We start from the raw sequence: 23,003 nt of genomic DNA, 5'->3' as shown, positions 1-23,003 counted from the left end.
TAATAATTAGATATCTTTTTTATATATACTCATTAAAATTATAACGATATTGAACTTATATCGTTATTTATAATATAACACAAATTTTTCTTATTTTTTTAAAAAAATCTCATTTAAAAATGTTTAAAAATTAACCTAATATTTGGAATTAAGTTAATAATAAAAAATATATTATAATTAAACTATACACAGATAGAACTTTTGTTCTTAATGATGTTTAGAGAGAGGTGAAAGTAATGGAATTTGATTTTGATGTTATTACTATTGGTGCTGGTGTTATTGGTGCTGCTATTAGTGATGAATTATCAAAAAGAAACTTAAAAGTAGTTATTTTAGAAAAAAATTTAAGAATTGCCCAAGAAACATCAGAAGGAAATTCTGGAGTCATTCATGGTGGATTTGATCCAACACCAGGAAAACTAAATGCTAAATTAAATCTAGAGGGCAGAAAATTATATGAAAATGATTGATTTAAAAATTTAGATTTTCCATGAAAAAAAATTGATTCTTTAATACTTGCTTTTAGCAAAGAAGAAAACTCAGAAATACAAAAATTATATGCACGCGGTATTACTAATGGTCTTGCTAAAAAAGAATTATCAATATTAACAAGAGAAGAAGTAATTTCATTAGAACCTAATGTTAATCCAAAAGTTACTAGTGCACTACTTTGTTCTGCTTCATATGCTGTTGATCCAGTATTATTAACACAATCTTTAATTAATCGCATGATTAAAAATAAAGGACAACTAAAAGTTGATCATCAAGTAATTAATATTGAAACATTAAATTCAGGTTTTCGAGTTACTTGTTTAAATAATCAAAAAAAAGTAACTTTTACTTCAAAATATATTATTAATGCTGCTGGTCATTATGCTGATGATATTGCAAAGTTAATAAATTGTCAAGATTTCACTTTAAAAACTAGAAGAGGACAGTATTGTATTCTTGAAAAAACCGAAAATCATATTATAAATAATCACATTCTATTTATGATACCTACTATTCATGGTAAAGGAGTAATAGTTGCCCCAATGCTTGATGGTCATATCTTGGTGGGTCCTACTTCTCATGAAAATGTACCGAAAAGTGATACTAGATTAATTACAATTGAAGATATTGAACTTATTAATAAAATTGGTCTAAAAATTATTCCAACTTTAAATATTAATAAAACTTGTAAAGTAATTAGTGGTTCACGAGCAATTTGTGTTGAAACTGATGATTTTTTCATAAAATTTGCTAGTAATAATCCTAACTTTATTAATGTTGCTGGTATTAAATCACCAGGTCTAAGTTCAGCACCAGCAATTGCTTTACTAGTAGCAAATATGATAAAAAATATTTAATTTAAGGAGGAAAATATTATGCCAGAAGTCTCACAAGTAATTATTGGTGAACTATTTGGCACATTTATCCTAATTTTACTAGGAAATTGTGTTGTTGCCAACGTTTTATTAAAAAAAACAAAGGGAGAAAATAGTGGTTGGCTTGTTATTTGTACTGGATGAGGATTTGCTGTTGCTATTGCTGCAATGTTAAGTGGAATTTCAGGAGCACATTTAAATCCAGCTGTTACTATTGGATTATGAGTTGCTAATAAAAAAACAGCTTTTATTGGGGAAAACTTCCTTTATATTCCATTTTATATTTTATTTCAATTTTTAGGTGCAATGTTAGGACAATTAGTTGTTTACTTAGCATATTTTAAACAATATAACATTACTGAAGATAATAATAAAATTTTAGCAACTTTTGCAACAGCCCCAGCCGAACGTAGTTATATTTGAAATACTATAACAGAAATTATTGGAACATTTATGCTAGTTATGATTGTTTGTGCTACTATTGGTATTAAAAATTTAGTTATTAACTATAAAATATTTAATAGTGGTTCTGCGTTTATTACTGGACCTGCGACTGTTGGTATTGGTGTTATGGTTATTGGACTTGCTATTGGTGGACCAACAGGTTTTGCTATTAATCCAGCTCGAGATTTAGGACCAAGAATTATTCATGCTATTTTACCAATAGCAAATAAAGGAAGTTCTGATTGAAAATATGCTCCAGTGCCTGTTATTGGACCAATTTTAGGAGCAATTATTGCTGGTGGTTTAATTCAAGTAATTGAAATACTTTAATAAAAGTACAGAAAGGATAAATAATATGTCAGAAGAAAAAAAATATATTATGGCATTAGATGAAGGTACATCTAGTTGTCGTACTTTAATTATTGATAAAGAAGGAAAAATTACTGGTATCCATCAAATTGATATACCTCAACACTACCCCCCTCAATCAGGTTGAGTTGAACATGATGCACTTGGAATTTGAAATAATCAATTAACAACAATGCAACAAGCTTTAAATAAAAGTAATATTAAATCTAATCAAATTGAAGCAATTGGTATTACTAATCAACGTGAAACAACAGTAGTATGAAATCGTGATACAGGTTTACCAATTTATAACGCTATTGTTTGACAAGATCGCAGAACAGCAGATTACTGTGAAGAGTTAACAAAAAAAGGATGAAAAGAAAAAATTCATAAAAAAACCGGCTTACTAATTGATTCTTATTTTTCTGCTACTAAAATAAAATGAATTTTAGATAATGTTAAAAATGCACGTGAATTAGCAAAAAAAGGAAAACTAGCTTTTGGTACTATTGATAGTTGATTAATTTATAAAATGACAAATGGTATTGAAAATAATGTTGAAAAAACTAAACATGTTATTGATATTACAAATGCTTCACGAACAATGTTATTCAACATTAATACTAAAAAATGAGATGAAGAATTACTAGAATTATTTGATATTCCTAAAATATGCTACCAGAAGTAGTTCCCAGTTCAGGTAAAATTGGAACTACTTATAAAGGAATGTTATTCCAAAATGATGAGCAAGAAATTCCTATTACTGCTGCAATTGGTGATCAACAAGCTGCATTATTTCGTCAATTATGTTTAACACCTGGTGAAATCAAAAATACTTATGGTACTGGTTGTTTTATTTTAATGAACATTGGAAATACTCCTCTTTTTTCAAAACAAGGTTTACTAACCACTATTGCTTATCAAATATCAGGCGAAGAACCAGTTTTTGCTTTAGAAGGTTCAGTTTTTATTGCAGGAGCTGCTGTTCAATTTTTACGTGATCAATTACGAATGTTATATCGTTCCGATGAAAGTCTATGATATTCACAAATTGTTGATCCTAAAGAAGAACAACGTATTTATGTAGTACCTGCTTTTGTTGGTTTGGGTGCCCCTTATTGAGATTCAACAGCACGTGGTGCTATATTTGGTTTAGAACGTGGTACGAAACGTGAACATATTGTTAAAGGTACCATTGAATCATTAGCTTATCAGTCACAAGATGTTATTCTGGCAATGCAAGCAGATGTTAAATTAAATAAAGATTTAAAAGATTTAAAAATTAAGATTAAAGTTGATGGTGGAGCAAGTAATAATTCATATATTATGCAATTCCAAAGTGACATTAGTCGTACTAATTTAATTAAACCTAAAAATACTGAGACTACAGCAATGGGTACTGCTTACTTAGCAGGACTTGCAATTGGATTTTGAAATATTAATGATATTAAAAAAATAAAAAAAATTGAAAAAGAATATAAACCAATTATGACAGAAAAAAAAGCAGAAACTTTTTATAAGGGTTGACAAGAAGCAGTTAAAAGAACACGTGGTTGAACTACTTCTATTAAATAAAAATAACTGAATTGACAGTATAAAATAATTAAGTAAATTTACTTAATTATTTTATTTTGTTTTTTTAGTTGTTAAGAATATAAATCTAATTCATCACTTAAAGTAAATACTACTCCAGCAAACTCTTGTGAAATATCTGAAGAAGAATCATTATTATCAAAGAATAAAACATCAAAATTAACTTGAATATAATATTGTCGTTTTTTGCCATTATCATAATCGTCATATTGATTATTAAATTGAATATTTCCAACTCCATATAAATATAAACTAGAATATCAATCTTTTACTGCTTTTTTAGAAATACGACATTTAATACCTGAATCATTTAAATATTTTTCAATAACAAAGAATAATTTATTAAAATAAGTATTATTTAATTCAGAAAGAATTTTAACATTTTTTATCTTATTAGTATCATCTGAACTAGGTATAGTAGTATATTGAGGTCAATAACCATTATCAGCATTTACTCATAATCCTCAAAATTGTGTATGATAATTAGTTCAATAACTAGCTGCAAATGTTTCAACTATAATTTTACTTGCAAAATGAGGTTCGCTTAATAATATAGGTAATGGTCTAACATTTTGAATCATTGATGCTACTGCTGCATATCGACCTTCAGCACGTCAAATTGCAAGATATTTATTATTTTTTCTATCATTTCAAAATTCTGTGGGTATTGCTTTTCTTAAAATACCAGTTGCTGCTCTTTTTTGTTCTTCGGCATCATATTTATAATTAATTTTAACTATAAAATTTAATTCTTCTTTTACTTTACTATTTTTTGTTGGTTTAATTTTTATTTTTAATTCTTTTCCTTGTACAATATCATTAGTACTTAAATTTTCAAATTCAATTTTGTAATCTTCATTAATAACAGCGCTAGGATAAAGATTTTTTATTTTATTAGCAATCATTTCTCTAATACTATTAGTACTATTAAATTCTTCAATTGTGGTTACCTTTGTAATAGTAAATTCACCAATAACTTCTTCTTTAGAACAAATATTATTGTTACTATTATCATTTATCTTTTCTTCTAAATCTATTTTTTCTTTTTTTATTTGTTCAAGTTCTGATTGAATTTTAATTATTTTTTCTTGAAGTTCTTTTTTTTCAAGTTCTTTTTTATTATTTTCTAAAAGTTCTTTTTCTAAATCTTTTTGTTTTTGTTCTAAATCTTTAATTTCTTTATCAATTTTAGCTGCTTTATCATAATCAGCATCTTTTACAAATTGTTCTTTTTCTTTAATTAAATTATTTTTATTATTTTCTAATTCACTTAACTTATCTTTAATTTCTTGACTATTAGTATTATTATTATTATTTATTTTTGCTTCTAATTCTTTAATTTGTTTATTCTTTTCTTCAATATTTTTGTTTAATTTCTCAATTTCCTTCATAGATTTATCATTATTATAATTTAGAAGTTGATCCATTTTTTTATTAATTGTTTCACAACATTGACTATTATCATTTTTTTCATTAGATTGACAATTATCAAGTTTTTCATTTATTTCTTTTAATTGCTCTTGTAAAATTTGACAATTAATTAAATGAATCTTATTTTTTTCTTCTTCTTTTATTAAAATTTCGAATTGTTTTTTAACACTATTGATTTGTTTTTCAATAGCTTCTTTTTCTTCTATATTAGCTTCTAAGTCCTCTAATGACTCTGGATCATTTTTAATATTTTGAATTTCTTTTTCCTTTTCTTTTAATTTCTTTTCAAGTCTTTCTAATTTCTCTTTTAATAATTCAATTTTAGGATTAGGTTTTATTTCATTATTATCTTTTTCATTTAATTGTTTTCTTAATTTTTCAATTTCTTTATTAGCTTCTTCTAACTTATTTTTTAGTTCTTGTAATTTTTCATTATCACTACAGTTTTTAATTTCTTCTTTTAATTTATATACTTCTTTATTAACTTCTTCTAACTTAGACTCTACTTCCTCTTTTTCTTTACTTATATTTTCTTTTTCTTTATTCGCTTCTTCTAATTTAATTTCTAATTCTTTTATTTTTTCATTATCATTAGCATTATCAATTTCTTCCTTTAATTTTTCAATTTCTTTATTAGCTTCTTCTAACTTAGACTCTACTTCCTCTTTAGCCTTACTAGTTTCATCTAATTTAGATTTAACTTCCTCTTTTTCTTTACTTATATTTTCTTTTTCTTTATTAACTTCTTCTAACTTAGACTCTACTTCCTCTTTTTCTTTACTTATATTTTCTTTTTCTTTATTCGCTTCTTCTAATTTAATTTCTAATTCTTTTATTTTTTCATTATCATTAGCATTATCAATTTCTTCTTTTAATTTTTCAATTTCTTTATTAGCTTCTTCTAACTTAGACTCTACTTCCTCTTTAGCCTTACTAGTTTCATCTAATTTAGATTGAACTTCCTCTTTTTCTTTACTTATATTTTCTTTTTCTTTATTAGCTTCTTCTAATTTAATTTCTAATTCTTTTATTTTTTCATTATCATTAGCATTATCAATTTCTTCTTTTAATTTTTCAATTTCTTTATTAGCTTCTTCTAACTTAGACTCTACTTCCTCTTTAGCCTTACTAGTTTCATCTAATTTAGATTGAACTTCCTCTTTTTCTTTACTTATATTTTCTTTTTCTTTATTCGCTTCTTCTAACTTAGACTCTACTTCCTCTTTTTCTTTACTTATATTTTCTTTTTCTTTATTCGCTTCTTCTAATTTAATTTCTAATTCTTTTATTTTTTCATTATCATTAGCATTATCAATTTCTACTTTTAATTTTTCAATTTCTTTATTCGCTTCTTCTAACTTAGACTCTACTTCCTCTTTAGCCTTACTAGTTTCATCTAATTTAGATTGAACTTCCTCTTTTTCTTTACTTATATTTTCTTTTTCTTTATTAACTTCTTCTAACTTAGACTCTACTTCCTCTTTAGCCTTACTAGCTTCATCTAATTTAGATTGAACTTCCTCTTTTTCTTTACTTATATTTTCTTTTTCTTTATTAACTTCTTCTAACTTAGACTCTACTTCCTCTTTAGCCTTACTAGTTTCATCTAATTTAGATTGAACTTCCTCTTTTTCTTGAGTAATTTTTTCTAGTTGCTTTTGTAAATCTTCTATAGAAATATTTTCTTCATCACTAGTATACATTGATTTTTTCTCCTTCTATATATGTTAAAAATAACATTTTTTATAATCTGATTTTTAATTAAATTTAAAAATAAAAATATCAGAATAGTTCTAATTTATATTAGTAGTTTCCTTGTACCAATATTAAGATTCATCAAAAATATAATTTTTTTAATTTTATTTAATATAAACAATTGTAAATTTAAAAAAGTATAAAATAATATTGAATTATATGGTATTTTGATTAAATCCCAATTTAAATTTATAATTGAAAAAATAAATATACAATAAAAAAAGTACTTTAATTTACTAAAATACTTTTTTTGATTTATTAAATTTCAAAATAACATAATTATAGCTAACGAAAGTAATGTTTACTCATATCTTGAAAAACAAAATCAATCGCGTTTTTAATATTTGGTCAATAATTTGGTAATATTTTTCTTATATTATGTTTTATAGCAAATCAAAAATGTTCAATTGGATTTAAATTAGGAGAATATGGTGGAAGAAATAATAGTTTGCATCCAACATTTTCAATTAATTGTTTTGTTGCTTTAGATTTATGAAACGTCGCATTATCTAAAACTATAATTTGTCCACACTTTAATACTGGAATTAGTATATTTTTAACATATGATTCAAAAATTTTACTATTGCAATGTCCTTCAAATGCTCATAGAGCTTTTAATTTACCTTTATTTAGTGCACCAATTATACTCATTCTCTTTATTTTATATGCAGGTTTATTATCAAATAATCTTTTACCTTTTTCAGACCAACCATATTTATAAAATTCATTATCATCAATTCCAGATTCATCAATATATACCAAATCTTCATTCATTATTTTCGCTATTTCTTTTAAAAAATCTTCTTGTTTATTTTTATCTCTTTGTTCATATAGAAAAGTTTTTTTTATATGTATAATTTAGTTTTTTGAAATAGTTATAAACTGTTTCTTTTGTCATATCACCAAATTTTTCAATTACTTTTTGAACTGTAACATCTTTATTTTCTGCTAAATAATTTTTTAATTCATCTAAATCCTTTATTTTGTGGCTATGTCCTTTTTGATAATTCAAAATTGGTTTTATATTTCCGGTTTTTTGCTTTCTTTTTCTTCATAAAAATAAAGTCTTTCTAGTGATATTGAACACTTTACAAATTTCTTTAATTTTCATGTTTTTACTTTCATAAACTTCTATTACTTTTCTTCGTAAGTCCTCACTGTATGGTTTTGGCATAATTTAATCTTCCTAATCTATTTTAATTATTGCTGAATTATACTTGTAAGTGCAAGAATTGTTTAAATTACATATTATTATTTTACATTATTTATGAGTAAACATTACTTTCGTTAGCTATATATAATATAGAAATATTATTATACATTTACTATATACTGTTTTATATAGTAAATGAGCGTGGCTTTGAAAGAAATGATTGTTCAAACTCTGTTTTAAGAATTGAACTACTAATTCCACCATCCAAAGAATTTGTACCCTCACAATAGTTATTGAATGTTCCATAAGACATATTCCATAATTAAATTTAATCAATTGTCAATAATACTTTTTATAAATTTTTTAGTGTTATTAATTATAAAAGTTAATATTTTCCGAAAAAATAGTTTAAAAATAAGTTTCTATTTCGAAAACAAAAAAATGTTAATAATATTTTTATATTAACTTGATAATAATTTCAATTTTAAAAAATATATTTTTGATTTTTTTTATTTTAATGGTTTTATTTTATTAAAAATTTTACAAAGTAAGTTAAATCTTAAGTACATAAGTCTAAATTTACTTTTTCTACATTTATTTACTAAAATTTTGAATCTTTTTAATCAAGCAAAAACATGTTCAACTTTGATTCTAATTTTAGATACAATCTTATTATATTTTCTTTCTTGTTTAGTTAATTTTTTATTTTTACTTTTTTTAATTGGTATTATTGTATTTTCATAAATATTTTGTATACCTTGATATCCTAAATCACCAATAATTATTGTATTTTTAGAAAATACAAGATTTGAATTTTTTAATATTTGAAAATCATGCACTTTGCCATTATCAGCAAAAATATCAACAATATTTTTATTAAAAAAATCATATACAATTTGAAATTTTATAGAATACATTCAACTTTTACCAGAAAAATATTCTAACTGTAGTTTTTTTTAGTTGGTCTTTCAATTTCAATCTCAGTTGAATCAATTAAATAAAATTGAAATTCATTTAAATTTTCTTGTTTTTTATCATTTTTTGATTTATATTTTTCTTTTAAAAATTGATAATCTCTATCATTACTAAGTTTATTTTCAACTCAAGTAATATTTCGAAAACAGCTTGAAGGACTCATTTTATATTTAATACTCATTTGAAAAAAAGTATAATATTCTTTTCAATATTCAAGTGTCATCATCAATCTTTCTTCAACTGAAAGTTTATTTTTTCGACCTTTAGTTTTTTCTAATTTTTCTATTTCAATTAATTTTTCTAACATTTCATTAAAATGAAAATGTTTTATACCAAAATATCTATAAAATTTATCATTTTTTAATTTTTTTAAATTTTCAAAAGCCATATTTATCAACACCTTATTAATTCATTAATAAAATAAATTATAAAATTATTACTTGATTTTTCAAAAAAATAATTACGGAATATGTCTATAGTTATTTCTTGGCTTAGTAGTAGATCCAAAATTACTATCTACTTTCTGCTCTTCAACAGCATCAAAAAATTCTTCATCACTTTCAAAAGATAGTTTTGATTTTTCAAAATTTCATTCTTCTTCATTACATAATTGTCCAATAACACTAGAAAATTCTTCAATACTTTCTAATTCACTAAAAACATCTACTAAACAAGAATCATTAATAGAGGATTGACATGATGTTACTGATTGTTCAATATTACCATTATTTTGTTGATAACCAGTTCATCTTTTAATAGTATCTATAACAGTACTCAGTTTTGGAAGAAATGGTATTCCTTCTTTATTAACCATACAATTAAGTAAAGATGAAACTAGAGAAAGAGTTATACCACCAATAACTTTTGGAGCATCTGTTGACAGTTTTTTTCAAGTAAATTCTTGATTAGATATATAATTCTCAGTACCTCATGTTATAGCCATTGATATTGGTGTTATAAAAAATAATGGTAAAATATTTTTATAAAAAAAATTACTATTTTCATCACTATTTTGTTCACTATTAAGAAGTTGATTTTCTATATAATTAATATTGTTATTAAATAAACTTTTAACTTTTACTCAACCTAATTTTATTACTTTTTCTATCCTAGAAATGATTGCACCATGAAAAGTCATATTTAACACATAACTAGTAAATTCAATAGTTGTCTGTCCAAGAATTTCCATTGAAATTCAACTATCTAAAATATTATTAGAAGCTCTATCCAAAATTACACCAGAATAACTTAAAAATAATAAGAAAGGAATAACTTTTATTATTTCTTTTCCTACATTAATATTATTTTCATTGTTTTTTCATTTATCTATAACTCAATTTTCAATATTTTCGATTGAATCAAAAATAAAAGGTTCAATAGCTGTATCACAACCAATAAGTATACCACTAAATATCAAACTATCCTTAATAGTTTGTCAATTTCATGGTGTTTTAGCAACAGTAGTACTAATTATCATTTGAGCAGTGATATTACCAGAAAGAGCAACAATAAAAGTAATATTTTTACCTAAAAGTTTAGTTATTTTTGATAAATATTTGTTTTCTTTAATAGCAGTTTCTTCAAAAATAGATATTGTACTACTATTAGATATGCTAGAAAAATCACCACTTGAACCCAATAAACTTATTGCACTATCATCAGACATTCTACGAATATTAGGATTTTGATTACCTGTAAATAAAGGAGACATTTTAAACACTTCTTTCATATATAATAATATTTTTTTAAGTTGCTACTTTTTTAAAATAAAAAGTAGCTTCCAGTAATATAATTATTACGTGAAACTACTTCTTTTAGTCGCATATATTATTTAACCTAAAAAGGTATGAAAAAATAATAGCATGTGTTTTATAACTTGTCTATATTTTTTTAATTTTTTTAAAACAAAAATAGTTATAAAAGTAATTTTTATTATTAATTTTTATCTTTTCAAAAAGGAACTAAAAATTTATTAATTAACTATTAGTAGTAAAAATAAAAGTTAAACCTTCATATTTATTACCAAAAGCAATATCCTTTGAATTTTTACCCTCTAATCCAATTTTTATATAATCATAATATTTATCACCAAATTTTTTATTACCAGTAATAGCAATAACATTATTATATCCACCAGCATTTAACAAATATGGTTTAAAATTATCAAAAGTTAACCAAGTAACGGGTTTTTTTGGAATAAAATTTAACAATGGAACTAAAATATTACCAAGTAAAGGGTTTTTCACTTCTTCAGAAGGAATTCACTCTTGAAATGATTTTCAAAAATTTTCAGCTGCATCTGAATTATTTCTTAAATATTGTTCTTTTTGATTTTTTTCTTCTCTTTTAAAAGTAGCACCAGCAGTAACTAAATCATTATAAAATCCACCACTATCCTTTTTATTAATTGATAAATATTGTGTTCCATTAACTAATGGTTCTAATTTTTCATTTATATAATCTTGTAATGGACTAAAATTAGCATTAAAACTACAATCTTTTACTGCAGAATTATTATAAATAGTTAAATGAATTTTAATGTTAGTACTATTAATTTTTTTTATTTCATCTTGACCATTAGTAATTTCATAAGTAATATTACTAAAATCTTCTGGAGCAGTATTAAACAAGTTCCAAATATTGTCTTCAATTAATTTTTTAAAATCAGAAACATGAGTTTTATTTTCGGGTTTTAAAAAATTAGTAAAATTGGGATAAGTATTATTAGCAATTAAATTTGCAGCATCTTCTAATAATTGCTGATAATCAACTGATGAATTGTGAAAAACATCACATGCGCTAATATTAATACTAGTAATACTAGTAAATGCAAAAACACTTATAATTTTTAATATTTTTTTCATAATAAACTTCCTTAGATAATCACTACTTTTTTAGTATTATCTTCAAATTTTTCTTTTTTGTATTAATAATTCTATTTTTAATTTGTGAAATTTCAGTGCGATCTGTTATTTCATAAAATAAATGATAATAAATATATTTCAACTCACTAACTTTAATATTTTGTTTTTCAACAAATATTAGAAATTGATAAATTTCATGTAAAAGTTCAAATATTTTATTTTTTTCTTCATTAGTTAATACTTTTTGTTTTAATTCATTTCGAATAATTATTGGTGCTTCTTTAACAAATAGAAAATCACTAATGATATTTTTATAATCTCAATTATAAAATATTTTAAAATCATCAACTTTGGTTTTAACATCTTTAATATTTTTTAAAATAGTTTTAACATCGTTTTTAACTAAACTTTGAATAAAGACTGCTAATATTAATGCTAAAGAACTAGCGGGAATAAAGTACTTTAAAACTTGATCAATGTTAATAGCACCCTTAGTAAAATTCAAAATTGAATTTTTTACAATTAAATATAAAACTTCAAAACCTAAAATAATAAATAATGATCGTTTTTCTATATCTTTTCATCAAGGATTACCAAGAATCTGATTTTTTTCTTCTAATATTTTTTCTAAAATAATATAAATAATAAAATAACAAAATCAATAAGTTAAAAGAAATAATGTGGTAAAAACATTAGTAAAACAAAAAATATAAGTAATGTTTCTAGCAACATTTAATACTAATAAAGCTTTAAAAATAAAGAAATTATTTTCAAAATTTGAAATTACCTTATATTTATTTTCAATATATTTTTTCATTCAACATCTGATTTGAATAAATATTAAAGTATTACTTGCAATACAACTACTAAAAATAGCAATATATAAATAAGTTTTTAAAGTAATAATAGTTTCATCAGTAATACTAGCATTATTAAAAAAATCAAATGTTAAAATTTTATTAAAATACTACTCTTAACTTCTCATAAAATTGCACAAATAATCAAACAAATTGTTAACAATATTCATAAGATCGTCTGCATCAAATATTTATTGTTAAATCATTTTCAACTTGATTTTAATAATTGATAGTTATTCATAATTTTATCTACCTTATTTTTAAATTATTGTAAAGTAATTTATATAAATTATTATTAAAATAATTGTAAGCTATTAACTCACATTTGTGCTTGCGTTAAATTTAAAATATCTTTACTAATAATTGCTAATAATTTATTAATAAACTTTTCAAGATTAGTAGTGGTGGGTAAAACCATCAATTTTCCTTTTCCATCATTATAAGGATTTTTTCCTAATTCATATTTTCAACTTAATGTTAATTGTTCATTTTCTATGTGAATAACTGGTAAATCCTTATTTCCTAAACTATAAGCAAATTCATTAAGTAAATTCATTACTTTTGGTTCTAAAATTAATCTTAATTTAATTTGATTATCACATTTTACTTCAAATAAATCTTCAAATAAATGTGATTCTAATTGAACTTTCTTTTTACTACGAAATTTTTTTGAAAATATATTACGTGGTGTTAATGTCATTGTAAAATTATTATTCCTAATAATAGTTGTATAATAAACAAAACGTGTATAATAACAAGTAATTTTTTCTGTTTCAATAACTTGAGCAGCACTATTATATCCAGAACTTGTTTCATACATAACTTTTTGGTTAATGATACTTCCATAGTTAAAATTTTGACCATTAATACTTCCTATCATTACTTGTTCGCAATAATTATAATAATTAGGTTGTTCATCTAAAGGTAAATTACCTTGTGGTTCAATTGTTCAATAATCACTAATAGTTGTTAAATTCATTTGTGAATTATTATCTTTAATAACTCATTGATAATAGTTAATAATTGGTAATTCTTCTATTAATTTTTCATGAATTTTAGTTTTTAATACAAAACTCTGTACTAATAAAAAACATCCAACAATGAATCCAATAATACTAATAATAGTAAATGGTTTTTTAATAAATGATGATTTGTTAATGCCAATACTAGCACCAATAGCAACTAGAGCAATAATGATAGTAATAATTCATAAACTAATTCATAAACGATTATTTATTAATTTAATTCATCAATGATTACTACTATTATTATAGTCAGTATAAATATTATTAACAATCTCATTTACAACCTTTGGCGATAAATTATGTTTCATAATTATTCCATTCTTTTTTAATTCTTAATATAGTTTATAACTAATTTTGTTTTATAAAAAATAGAAAAAGACTAACTATAGATGTAATAATCTATTTAGAAGTCTAAAAACCTATTATTATAAAACTAATTACATTATAACATATATATTATTAGTTTTTTTCTAAAAAATCATTAATTTCAGTAATATTAACAGGTGCATTTTGTGGAGGTTTACCTGCATTACCACCATGCATATATTTTGCAGGAACTGCTACCATAAAAACTTTAGGATCGATTCGAACTATTTTTGTTTTAAAAAAATTATATTCTAATAATGACATTGTTGTCATCATCATTTTATATTCATTACCTGAATACAAACCTTTCACATTTCAAACATTACCACCACGTAAATAATTATTTCGATAAATATCATTACGGATTTGCTCTAATTCATTAGAAATAATAAAGACACTGATCAACATATATTTTGGATAAACTCTATTCATAACAAAAGCTGCTACATAAATATAAACAAGCGTTGACATAAAATAAGGTCTAACTAAAAAATTATCAACAAGACTAGTTTTCTGTAAAAAAGTTCCATCAAGAATTAAAACAATAACAACAATAATAATATTAGTATTTCTAATAATAGTAGCAATTGAATATTTACGTTTCATAGAAATATAAGTACTAATAAAATCCATACCACCACTAGATCCACCAGTTTTAAATAAAATACCAATACCAGCACCATAAATTAATCCACCTAAAGCAGCAAAAATAAAAGTACGTGGTAAAACTAAGTGCCAATAATCTGTAGTACCTTTTAATGGCTCATTACCTAAAACTTGAAAATTTTTAAGAACATCAATTGATGTTAACAAAAAGTTAATTCCGTTTTGAAATAACAAATAAATAATAGTATAAAGAGTAAAACGAAATCCAACCTTGAATAATCCTCAAATAATGATAGGACCATTAATAAGAAAATATACTGGATAAAATCAAAATGCTTGGGTTGTTTCTTGTTCAGTAATACTGCCATTATAAGATAAGGCAATAAATTTAGCTATTAATTGTGCAAAAGCTGATAAACCATTAGTATATAAACCAGCACGATTAATAAAATAAAAAAAGGAAACAGTTGTTAAAAAAGCACCAATAAAAATTAATAATAAATTTTTGGAAGTTATTTTTCAATTAAAGTTTTTTCATGAAGAATGGATCTCTTGCTTAACACCAATATTTTTAAAAGTAAAGGCATCAACAATTAACGGTGGCTCTTTATCTTTATTTTTTGCTTCTGAATTATTGGACATATTAAACTCCTTTTAACTATTAAATTGAAGTATTGTTGGAACATAATTACTATCATCATAAGGCGAAGGTAAAGACATGTCAATTAATGAATCTTGAAAACTAATCACAAAATTAACTTTAAGTTCTAATTTATTAGGACCAGAACTTGTAACTTTTTGACCATCAATTCCTTTGATATTAATATTAACAGAATTAACATGAGGATTATTATTTAATGCTAAACTTATTCCTTCTTGAACTAAAGTTTTAGTTTTTTGAGAAAAATCAGCATATGTTTTATCAATATCAGGTTTAGTTTTTTCATCAACACTAATTGGTACTATTTGTTCTGATAATTTAGTAACATCACTAACACAACTATAAACTATGTAATCGCTTTGTGTATAAGAACATTTTATATTAAAAGTTTTTTTTATGTATTGTTCAACTTTAAAACTTTTATCATTATTTACTACTCCAACTTGATAAGTAATATTAATACTAATTCTACCAGTTGAAGCATCAACATCTCAAGTTCTTGCTTTTGTTGATTCATCTATTTTGCCATTATCAATCGTAAAATAATAACATTTAGTACCCACTTCTAATTGACTATCAAATCAAGTTGGTTCTTTAATATTTGCTTTATCTAAAATTAATTTGGCAAGTGATTGTGCAAGACTGTTTTCTAATGCTTCATTTTTAATAACTTGTTCTTTTTCGGGTCTTTGACCATCAACAGGAACATCCACTGGTTTTTTAATACCAACTTTTGATAAAGTTGCTTCTCAACCATTATAATTACCATTACCATTAGTAATTGCTTTTAAAATACTATCTTGTTGTTGATCAGAACAAGCTAAAACTGGCGTTACTATTCCACTACCAAAAGCAATAGTACCCATTAATGTTAAAATTTTTTTCATAATTATAATCATTCCTTAATTTATAAAATATCATATATAAATTGTAACTTATTTTTATTATTTTGCTATACACTATCTTCAAAATCTTTATAATTAATATTAGTTTATATTAAAGGAATTGATAATATGTTTAAAATTTTATATACACTAGTTACTATTTCACTAGTCACTTTTACTAATTTAAGCCAAGTGAAAATAAATAATTATCATCATAAAGAAATAAAATCAGAAAATACTATCCTAAACGAACAAAGTTTAACCTTAGCTTTTGAAAGTGGAAATTTTTATAATTGAAATGAAAATGATTCAACTAATTCTATTGCTGGTATTTTTACAAATTCACAAGCACAATCTTATTTATTAAATAAGGATGGCACATATAATAATTTAGACTTACAAATTAGTAATTTTATTAGATTTGATGATAACTTAGGAATTGCTACTTTAAATAATTTTCATAAAAGTGATGATAGTAATTTTATTAATAATTCATTTTTAATGACTAAAAATGGTATTAGTGACGATGCTACTGCCATTGAAACTCCAAATCATACTTTTACTAACTTTGGTAATAATATCGTTAGTACCGATATTGGTGCTGACTTAATTAATACAGACGGAAAAGTAACTAACTTAGTTACTCCCTATCATTATGGAAAAGGTAAAACTAGTTTTACTACTATAAATGCTACTTTTGGCGTTTTTGTTGGTGGTGATCAAAATTCTTATATTCTAAAAGTTGATGGTAATATCAAACCAATTAATATTAATGTTCCTAATCCAATACTATTAAATTCTTTTGTTGCCATTAATGATAATGGTGGCATTATTCGTGATGTTAATGGGCAATTATTTTATTTAACAATAGATGATAATGGTAATGCTACAACAAAACCATTAATTATTAATAAGGAACCACTGTTTAGTACTACTACTGTTTTTTTTAGCAAGACTGGTAACAATCAAGGAATTTTAAATGTAAATCTCAAAAATAACTCCAAATTTTTTGGGCAACCTTATCATTTAAGCATTACTGATAGTAATGATATTAAACTTACAAAAATTAATGAACACTATATGAATAATTTCATTTTACTTCATGATGGTTTAGGTGTTTTTATTGATGAACAAGAAATTGGCTATTTTGTAAATGAATTAGGTACTTTTACTAAAATTGGTTATTGTGCCAATTTCCAAAGAATAAATGATAATCTTGGTTTTATTAAAAATAATACAAGTAAATTATTACTAAGTGATAGTAAAAATAACAATTGAAGTCGAATTAATACTATTAAATTTACTAAAACTAAAGATGAACAATTGACTAATTTTATTAATTCATATATTGATAAAGATAAACTCACTGCAGTTAATCGTACTAATAATTGAATTAGTAATAATAGTTTAATTTTAAATGTAACTAATGATGAGCTAAAAGATATTACTATTAATGATAATCAACCATTATTACCAAATATTAATAATAGTATTACGACTATTATTAATAGTAATTCTGAAATTAATATTAAATTTGAAGATGAAATAATAACTTACCATGTATTAATATATAATCAAAATATTTTGCCAACACTAGATATAGTACTAATACTAATACTAAATATGTTGGAATAGTAAATAATAATTTATATGATATTAATAGCACTAATACTAATGACGGTTTTACAATTAATTTTAACTATGATAATACTATCCAATTTGTAAATATTATTACTATTGATAGTACTACTATGAATAAAATGAATTTATGAACATTAAAACCAAAAACTACTTTTAAATTAAATGCCAAAAGCAATAATAATGTATATTTACTACAAACTGTTAATTGAAATAATATTAGCAACTGACAATATTTTACTATTTATCATGGTAATAATTTACCTATTGTTGAATTTTGAACTACTGATACTGGTATAAAATTATGAAATGCTGCTTTAAAACTTAATTATACTTCTAAGGAACTAGAAAATATGAATGCAACAGAAATTAATAATCTAAGAAATTTATCAGTTAATTGAACAATTAATGAAGCCCGTGGTAATACTTTAGGTTATATTATTTCTGGTTTTCTTAGTATTGGTTTCATTTTAACTATTATTGCTATTATTTATGATTGATACTTAAAACAACAATTTAAAAAAAAGCAATCTAACACAAAGACAAACGTGAATTAATACAAAATAACTGCTCTTTTATTTTTTTGGAATTAAGTTTATCATTTTCTAAACTATTTACTGCTTCAACATTAACTGATAAACTTAGTTCATTAGATTTCCGTCTTTCACTTTGTTCTTTTCTTATTTTTCTAACTCAAGGATTAAATGAATTTGCAAAACCTAAAAAATCAGTTTGTTTTACAAAACAATTATTTGGAACATAATATCCTTTTGTTTTTATATAAAACAAAAAAGGTTCTAGAAATTTTTCTCATAAAAAAATTCCATCATTAAAAGGTTCATAAACAGCAAAATAAGAAATAGTCTGTTTATCTACTTTTATTCCATTGGGAAATGTAAAATCAGTTAATAATTGTTGATTAGGTAAAAAAAATGTATAAAAATTTTCATTAAAACCTTTAGAATAAGGATTAACAAGTTCAAAGGTATGATGAATCGGACATAATTCATCCTTTAATCCTCTTTCATATCCTAAATTTTTATTTAATTTATCAAGAAATTCTTTAGTTTTATCCAATACATTTCCTCCACCTTCTTCATCTTGTTCAAAATCTTTGCCTTTTGCGCGACTATTAGGTTTTTTAAAAATTTTATTAAAATATCTTTCTTTATAACCAACTGATCAACTATCTAGTTTAAATGCTGCAAATGAATTTGTAGGTATTCGTGGTTGATGATTTTTTATTGCATCATCTATTTCTCAACAAACTGCAAAAAGATCATAATCAGGAATTATTGGTTTTTTTTCTTTAGAAATTTCTTGACAAAAAATAGAAATTGGAAAATAAATTAAATTATTTTTTTCAATTTCTATTATTTCTTTTAAATCTCTATTATTTAAATTTTTAATATTATTTTCATCATCAAGCGCAAAAATATAATAAACATTATACATATTATTATTATTTTCTTTTTCTAAATAAAGTACTATCTCATTTTTTTTATTTTTTGGTTGACAACATTTAACAAAAATTTTATCCAAAAAAAATTCAGCATCAATAATTCCAAACTTTTCCATATTAACTAATAAAAAGAAAAAATGTTCATTAGTAATTTTTAAAATAGTTTCATTATTTTTTAATTTTAAAGAAACAGTGTTTATTTTATTATCTTTATTATTTTTATTTAATTTTATTGAAAATTTCTTACAAAGAAGATTTATTTTTTCAGTTTGTGTTTCATTATCTTTTAATCCTATCTTGCTTAAAAATGCTAACTCATCTAAAGCAACTATAAAACCAGATTGTATACCTCAATCAGAACTTTTATTTTTAATACTTGATGATTTTGTTGGATATTTTTGTGGTAACAAATATTTAGTAATTGGATTAACGGGTCTTAGAATAATAACTACATTTTCTTCTTGAGCAGTTTTAACAAAACCTTGAAAGTGTTTCTCTAAAACTCCATTATTTTCACATGTTTCAACATTTTTATTAATATAAATTTCCATATTTTATTTTCCCTTCTTTATCTTATATATATTTTTTACTTACTCTAATGCTATTTTTTCACATTTTGTATATGATTATCATATTTTAATAAATACAAGTACATTTTTTCCTTCTTAGATATTCTTTTAATCGACAAAAATATTTCTTTCATAATATTATTTTGGATATTTTTTTTAAAAATAAAAAAATATCCAAAATAAGTGTACACATTTTAATAATTAATTAAATATACTTATTAAAATAAAAAAGCACTTTTAATAGAGTGCTTAAAACTTTAAACAATCAAACTCTTTTTTATATCAGTAAATATTTTTATATATAAATTAAAATTTATACTTTAATTATTTTTTATGTCACAAATATATAAAGTGAAACAGAAATAATAATTGAAAATATTGATAAAATTAAAAATAAAATACCTAAAACTAGGATTTTATGCTTTTTAGTAACAATAATAGAATTAATTTGAATTTGTTCTGATAAATAGTTTTCTTTATTTTGTAAAATTCCTTCTCTAATACTATCAGGTTTCATTTTTTGTAAATCTTTATAATAAATATTAGAATTATTTGTTTTTACTTTATTAATTTTTTTAGGTTTACTTCTTGGAAAAATTGTTAAAATAAAAAATAAAAATGCTAAACATAAAAACAGTACATATAAAAATACAAAAGTAATTAAAAAGCATGTTTTAATTGTTATATTACAATAATTTTCAATATTTTTAAATATTGGTATTCAACCAAAAGACAGTCCTAAAAGAGCACCGGCAATAGCTGATAATATGCTAGCCTTTCCATCAAATCTTTCTATTTGTTTTTTAATTTCATTTAGTAAATTAACTTCATTCTCATTCATTAGTTAAAATTCCTTTTTATTAGTTATTGATTTAAGTAAAAAATAAATTAAATTAAAAATTAAATTTTATTTTTTTTAATTTCTATTTCTTTAAGCTTACATTTAAATTTTTAAGTGTAACTAAAAAACAACAACTATTCTTATCTTTGAAATTATTTTTATCAAGCTTATTTTTAATTTTGTTTTATAAAACATTATGATGATTTTTTGCAAACTTTGATAATTATTATTAACTATTAATAAAAAACTATCTAAAAAATAGTTTTTGGTTTTTTCAAACTAAGATTATTTTTATGGTTTTTGATAACAAAATTTTTAAAAATTAGAACGTTTTATAAAAGCATATTCAATTAAATTAATATTTGACTGTAAGTTATTATTAATTATAAAATTACATTAATATTTTAATATTGTTAATAAAAATTGACTTTAATTATAAATTTACTTTTGTTAATATTTTTAAATACTATTTTGATAATAATTTAAAACATTAATAATTAATATATTTAAATATATTTAACACTAATTCTTTTACCATTTAACTCCAGAGATATTATAACGTTTTTATTTTTTATGTTCAACTATCAATATCAAATTATATTTTGATAAGTTTATTTTTTTATTAATTTAATATTATATTTTATATAAAAAAACAAAATTATTAATTATTTACAACATACTATCAAATAAATAATTAAGTATTTCTAATTATTTTTATAACTTAAAATATCCTATTCAAGTATATAGGGACTACGTCCCTCGCCACTACGTGGCTCACCCAAATTATAGTCCCAGTAGGTTCACTGGGACTATAATCATTTTTATTTATCTTTATTTTAGATTTATCTTTCTTTCTTAAAATATTATCTAATTTATCTAAACCAGCAGACTTAATATCACTATAAGTCATATCAATACTACTTGCTTCTTTAAGATATTTCTTAGGTAATAACTCACTTTTAAGTTCATGCACATAATGTAGGGCCCATAAATTTAACTAATAACTTCAGAAAATAACAAAGAACGATATAACTACCGTTCTTTTTTGTTAAAAGATTAAAACTTAATAAAACTGTCGTAGAAGTCTAATAGTGAGTACGAAATGTAAATACTTCTATATCAGAATAAAAGAGCATTTAATGTTAAGCAAGTTAAAATGTTACACTGTATCGCTTAATGTAATTATAGATTAATTTGAATAGCCTTATTATGGCTCAGTAAATACCCCATTAATCTAATTAACAATTACATTTGTATTATTTAAGAAAGTAAGAGGTTTTATATATAAATACATACCTCATTAACAATATCATAACACAATAAAAAATTAAAAGGAGAAAAATAAATATGACATATGTTTATTTAATAAAATATAAAGTTAATTATACATTTGAAACAAAATATAAAGTTTTTTATACATTTAAGGAAGCAAATAATTTTCATAAAAATTATAAACATCATTTATTAGAAGATGCATATATTATACATCATGAAATATTAGCATTTGAATTAGATATGCAATATCCAAATCAAGAAAAACTTAATTAATGAAAGGAAAAATATTTATGGAATATAGAGAATATAGAATGGTTGGTTCTTGTTATAAATGTAGAAAACAATCTTCTTTTGGTAATAGATTATGTAATAAATGTTTTTGAATATTAATAGGTAGAAAAAATGAATTGTAATATACATAATGAAAAATATATATGAATTAGTGAAATAGATAATAATTATTATTGTAATAAATGTATTGATGAAATGATTGAAGAAGATATGTATTTAACATCAAATAATTGAGATTACTTATATGAATATTATATTAATGAATTACAATTAGAAAATTTTAAAGGAGTGTAAATATGAATATATTAAAATTAGAAAATGCAAGAAAATTAATAGAAAAATTTGAAGATTTACAAAAAGAATTTAATATTGATTATAAAAAAATTATTAAAGGTTAAAAAGAAAGTAGTGAATAAATATGATAGAACTTAAACAAATTCCTATTAGATTAACAAAAGAAGAACATTATGAATTAAAAAAACTTTGTTTAGAAAAAAATAATATATCAATTAATAAATTTGTAAGAAATTTAATTAAAAATGAAATAAATAGAAAGAGTGATTATAATGAATAATTTATATAAAAAAATACTTAAATT

Annotated in this window: 21 protein-coding genes and 1 pseudogene; 9 read left to right on the top strand and 13 right to left on the bottom strand. The window is 22.5% G+C overall.

Annotated elements, in window-relative coordinates; translation table 4 throughout:
- Positions 1-236 precede the first annotated feature (236 nt).
- The 3 genes and pseudogenes from glpO to glpK all read left to right on the top strand — a co-directional run bounded on the left by glpO (position 237) and on the right by glpK (position 3,734).
- Positions 237-1,349 (top strand): type 2 glycerol-3-phosphate oxidase, encoded by a 1,113-nt coding sequence (gene glpO, locus AACK96_RS03660; protein ID WP_338975067.1) that lies wholly within the window; start codon positions 237-239, stop codon positions 1,347-1,349.
- 18 nt (positions 1,350-1,367) lie between these two features.
- Entirely contained in the window at positions 1,368-2,141 is a 774-nt protein-coding gene (locus AACK96_RS03655) for an MIP/aquaporin family protein (protein WP_338975066.1), read from the top strand.
- A 25-nt stretch (positions 2,142-2,166) separates the two neighbouring features.
- Positions 2,167-3,734: pseudogene (gene glpK, locus AACK96_RS08430) on the top strand (glycerol kinase GlpK).
- Between the two features lie 71 nt (positions 3,735-3,805).
- Here the strand turns inward: glpK and AACK96_RS03640 are convergent.
- The 11 genes from AACK96_RS03640 to AACK96_RS03590 all read right to left on the bottom strand — a co-directional run bounded on the left by AACK96_RS03640 (position 3,806) and on the right by AACK96_RS03590 (position 16,332).
- On the bottom strand, positions 3,806-6,886 hold the full coding sequence (locus AACK96_RS03640) for a hypothetical protein (protein ID WP_338975063.1): 3,081 nt from the start codon (positions 6,884-6,886) through the stop codon (positions 3,806-3,808).
- A 337-nt stretch (positions 6,887-7,223) separates the two neighbouring features.
- Positions 7,224-7,724, bottom strand: coding sequence for an IS630 family transposase (locus AACK96_RS03635; RefSeq protein WP_338975131.1), 501 nt, complete (start codon positions 7,722-7,724; stop codon positions 7,224-7,226).
- A gap of 28 nt (positions 7,725-7,752) precedes the next feature.
- Entirely contained in the window at positions 7,753-8,112 is a 360-nt protein-coding gene (locus AACK96_RS03630; protein ID WP_338973555.1) for a helix-turn-helix domain-containing protein, read from the bottom strand.
- Between the two features lie 488 nt (positions 8,113-8,600).
- Positions 8,601-9,008, bottom strand: coding sequence for a transposase family protein (locus AACK96_RS03625; RefSeq protein ID WP_338973314.1), 408 nt, complete (start codon positions 9,006-9,008; stop codon positions 8,601-8,603).
- A 23-nt stretch (positions 9,009-9,031) separates the two neighbouring features.
- Positions 9,032-9,454, bottom strand: a complete 423-nt coding sequence (locus AACK96_RS03620) for a transposase family protein (protein ID WP_338973316.1) — start codon at positions 9,452-9,454, stop codon at positions 9,032-9,034.
- A 72-nt stretch (positions 9,455-9,526) separates the two neighbouring features.
- Positions 9,527-10,795 (bottom strand): hypothetical protein, encoded by a 1,269-nt coding sequence (locus tag AACK96_RS03615; protein ID WP_338975062.1) that lies wholly within the window; start codon positions 10,793-10,795, stop codon positions 9,527-9,529.
- A 247-nt stretch (positions 10,796-11,042) separates the two neighbouring features.
- Positions 11,043-11,930: a hypothetical protein gene (locus tag AACK96_RS03610; RefSeq protein ID WP_338975061.1), complete on the bottom strand. Its 888-nt coding sequence runs from the start codon at positions 11,928-11,930 to the stop codon at positions 11,043-11,045.
- Positions 11,931-11,952: 22 nt separating this feature from the next.
- Complete coding sequence (locus AACK96_RS03605; RefSeq protein WP_338975060.1) at positions 11,953-12,747, bottom strand: hypothetical protein; 795 nt, start codon at positions 12,745-12,747, stop codon at positions 11,953-11,955.
- 335 nt (positions 12,748-13,082) lie between these two features.
- On the bottom strand, positions 13,083-14,120 hold the full coding sequence (locus AACK96_RS03600) for a DUF3137 domain-containing protein (RefSeq protein ID WP_338975059.1): 1,038 nt from the start codon (positions 14,118-14,120) through the stop codon (positions 13,083-13,085).
- Positions 14,121-14,271: 151 nt separating this feature from the next.
- Positions 14,272-15,426 carry a YitT family protein gene (locus AACK96_RS03595; RefSeq protein WP_338975058.1) on the bottom strand — a complete coding sequence of 385 codons (1,155 nt, stop codon included), beginning with the start codon at positions 15,424-15,426 and terminating at the stop codon, positions 14,272-14,274.
- Positions 15,427-15,438: 12 nt separating this feature from the next.
- Positions 15,439-16,332 (bottom strand): hypothetical protein, encoded by an 894-nt coding sequence (locus AACK96_RS03590; protein WP_338975057.1) that lies wholly within the window; start codon positions 16,330-16,332, stop codon positions 15,439-15,441.
- A gap of 126 nt (positions 16,333-16,458) precedes the next feature.
- Here AACK96_RS03590 and AACK96_RS03585 point away from each other — a divergent pair, with 126 nt between their 5' ends.
- Together AACK96_RS03585 and AACK96_RS03580 are read left to right on the top strand one after the other, a co-directional pair.
- Positions 16,459-17,964, top strand: coding sequence for a hypothetical protein (locus AACK96_RS03585; protein WP_338975056.1), 1,506 nt, complete (start codon positions 16,459-16,461; stop codon positions 17,962-17,964).
- 116 nt (positions 17,965-18,080) lie between these two features.
- Entirely contained in the window at positions 18,081-18,524 is a 444-nt protein-coding gene (locus AACK96_RS03580) for a hypothetical protein (protein ID WP_338975055.1), read from the top strand.
- On the opposite strand, the gene AACK96_RS03575 is transcribed toward AACK96_RS03580, so the two are convergent.
- Both AACK96_RS03575 and AACK96_RS03570 read right to left on the bottom strand, forming a co-directional pair.
- Positions 18,499-19,980 carry an anthrax toxin-like adenylyl cyclase domain-containing protein gene (locus tag AACK96_RS03575; protein WP_338975054.1) on the bottom strand — a complete coding sequence of 494 codons (1,482 nt, stop codon included), beginning with the start codon at positions 19,978-19,980 and terminating at the stop codon, positions 18,499-18,501. The genes AACK96_RS03580 and AACK96_RS03575 overlap by 26 nt on opposite strands.
- Positions 19,981-20,329: 349 nt before the next feature.
- A complete protein-coding gene (locus tag AACK96_RS03570; RefSeq protein ID WP_338975053.1) occupies positions 20,330-20,839 on the bottom strand; it encodes a Pycsar system effector family protein in 510 nt (169 codons plus the stop codon).
- 1,347 nt (positions 20,840-22,186) lie between these two features.
- Between AACK96_RS03570 and AACK96_RS03565 the strand changes: the two genes are divergently transcribed.
- From AACK96_RS03565 to AACK96_RS03550, 4 genes are all read left to right on the top strand, one after another.
- Entirely contained in the window at positions 22,187-22,387 is a 201-nt protein-coding gene (locus AACK96_RS03565) for a hypothetical protein (RefSeq protein ID WP_338975052.1), read from the top strand.
- 17 nt (positions 22,388-22,404) lie between these two features.
- On the top strand, positions 22,405-22,527 hold the full coding sequence (locus AACK96_RS03560) for a hypothetical protein (protein ID WP_338975051.1): 123 nt from the start codon (positions 22,405-22,407) through the stop codon (positions 22,525-22,527).
- Entirely contained in the window at positions 22,517-22,699 is a 183-nt protein-coding gene (locus AACK96_RS03555) for a hypothetical protein (RefSeq protein WP_338975050.1), read from the top strand. The genes AACK96_RS03560 and AACK96_RS03555 overlap by 11 nt, the downstream gene beginning before the upstream one ends.
- A 124-nt stretch (positions 22,700-22,823) precedes the next feature.
- Entirely contained in the window at positions 22,824-22,979 is a 156-nt protein-coding gene (locus tag AACK96_RS03550; protein ID WP_338975049.1) for a hypothetical protein, read from the top strand.
- Positions 22,980-23,003: the final 24 nt, after the last annotated feature.

The sequence above is a fragment of the Spiroplasma endosymbiont of Tricholauxania praeusta genome (assembly GCF_964019535.1).
Classification (GTDB): domain Bacteria; phylum Bacillota_I; class Bacilli_A; order Mycoplasmatales; family VBWQ01; genus Spiroplasma_E; species Spiroplasma_E ixodetis_A.
Note: the sequence above shows the minus strand (reverse complement) of the source record. Positions and strands in the feature narration are given on the sequence as shown.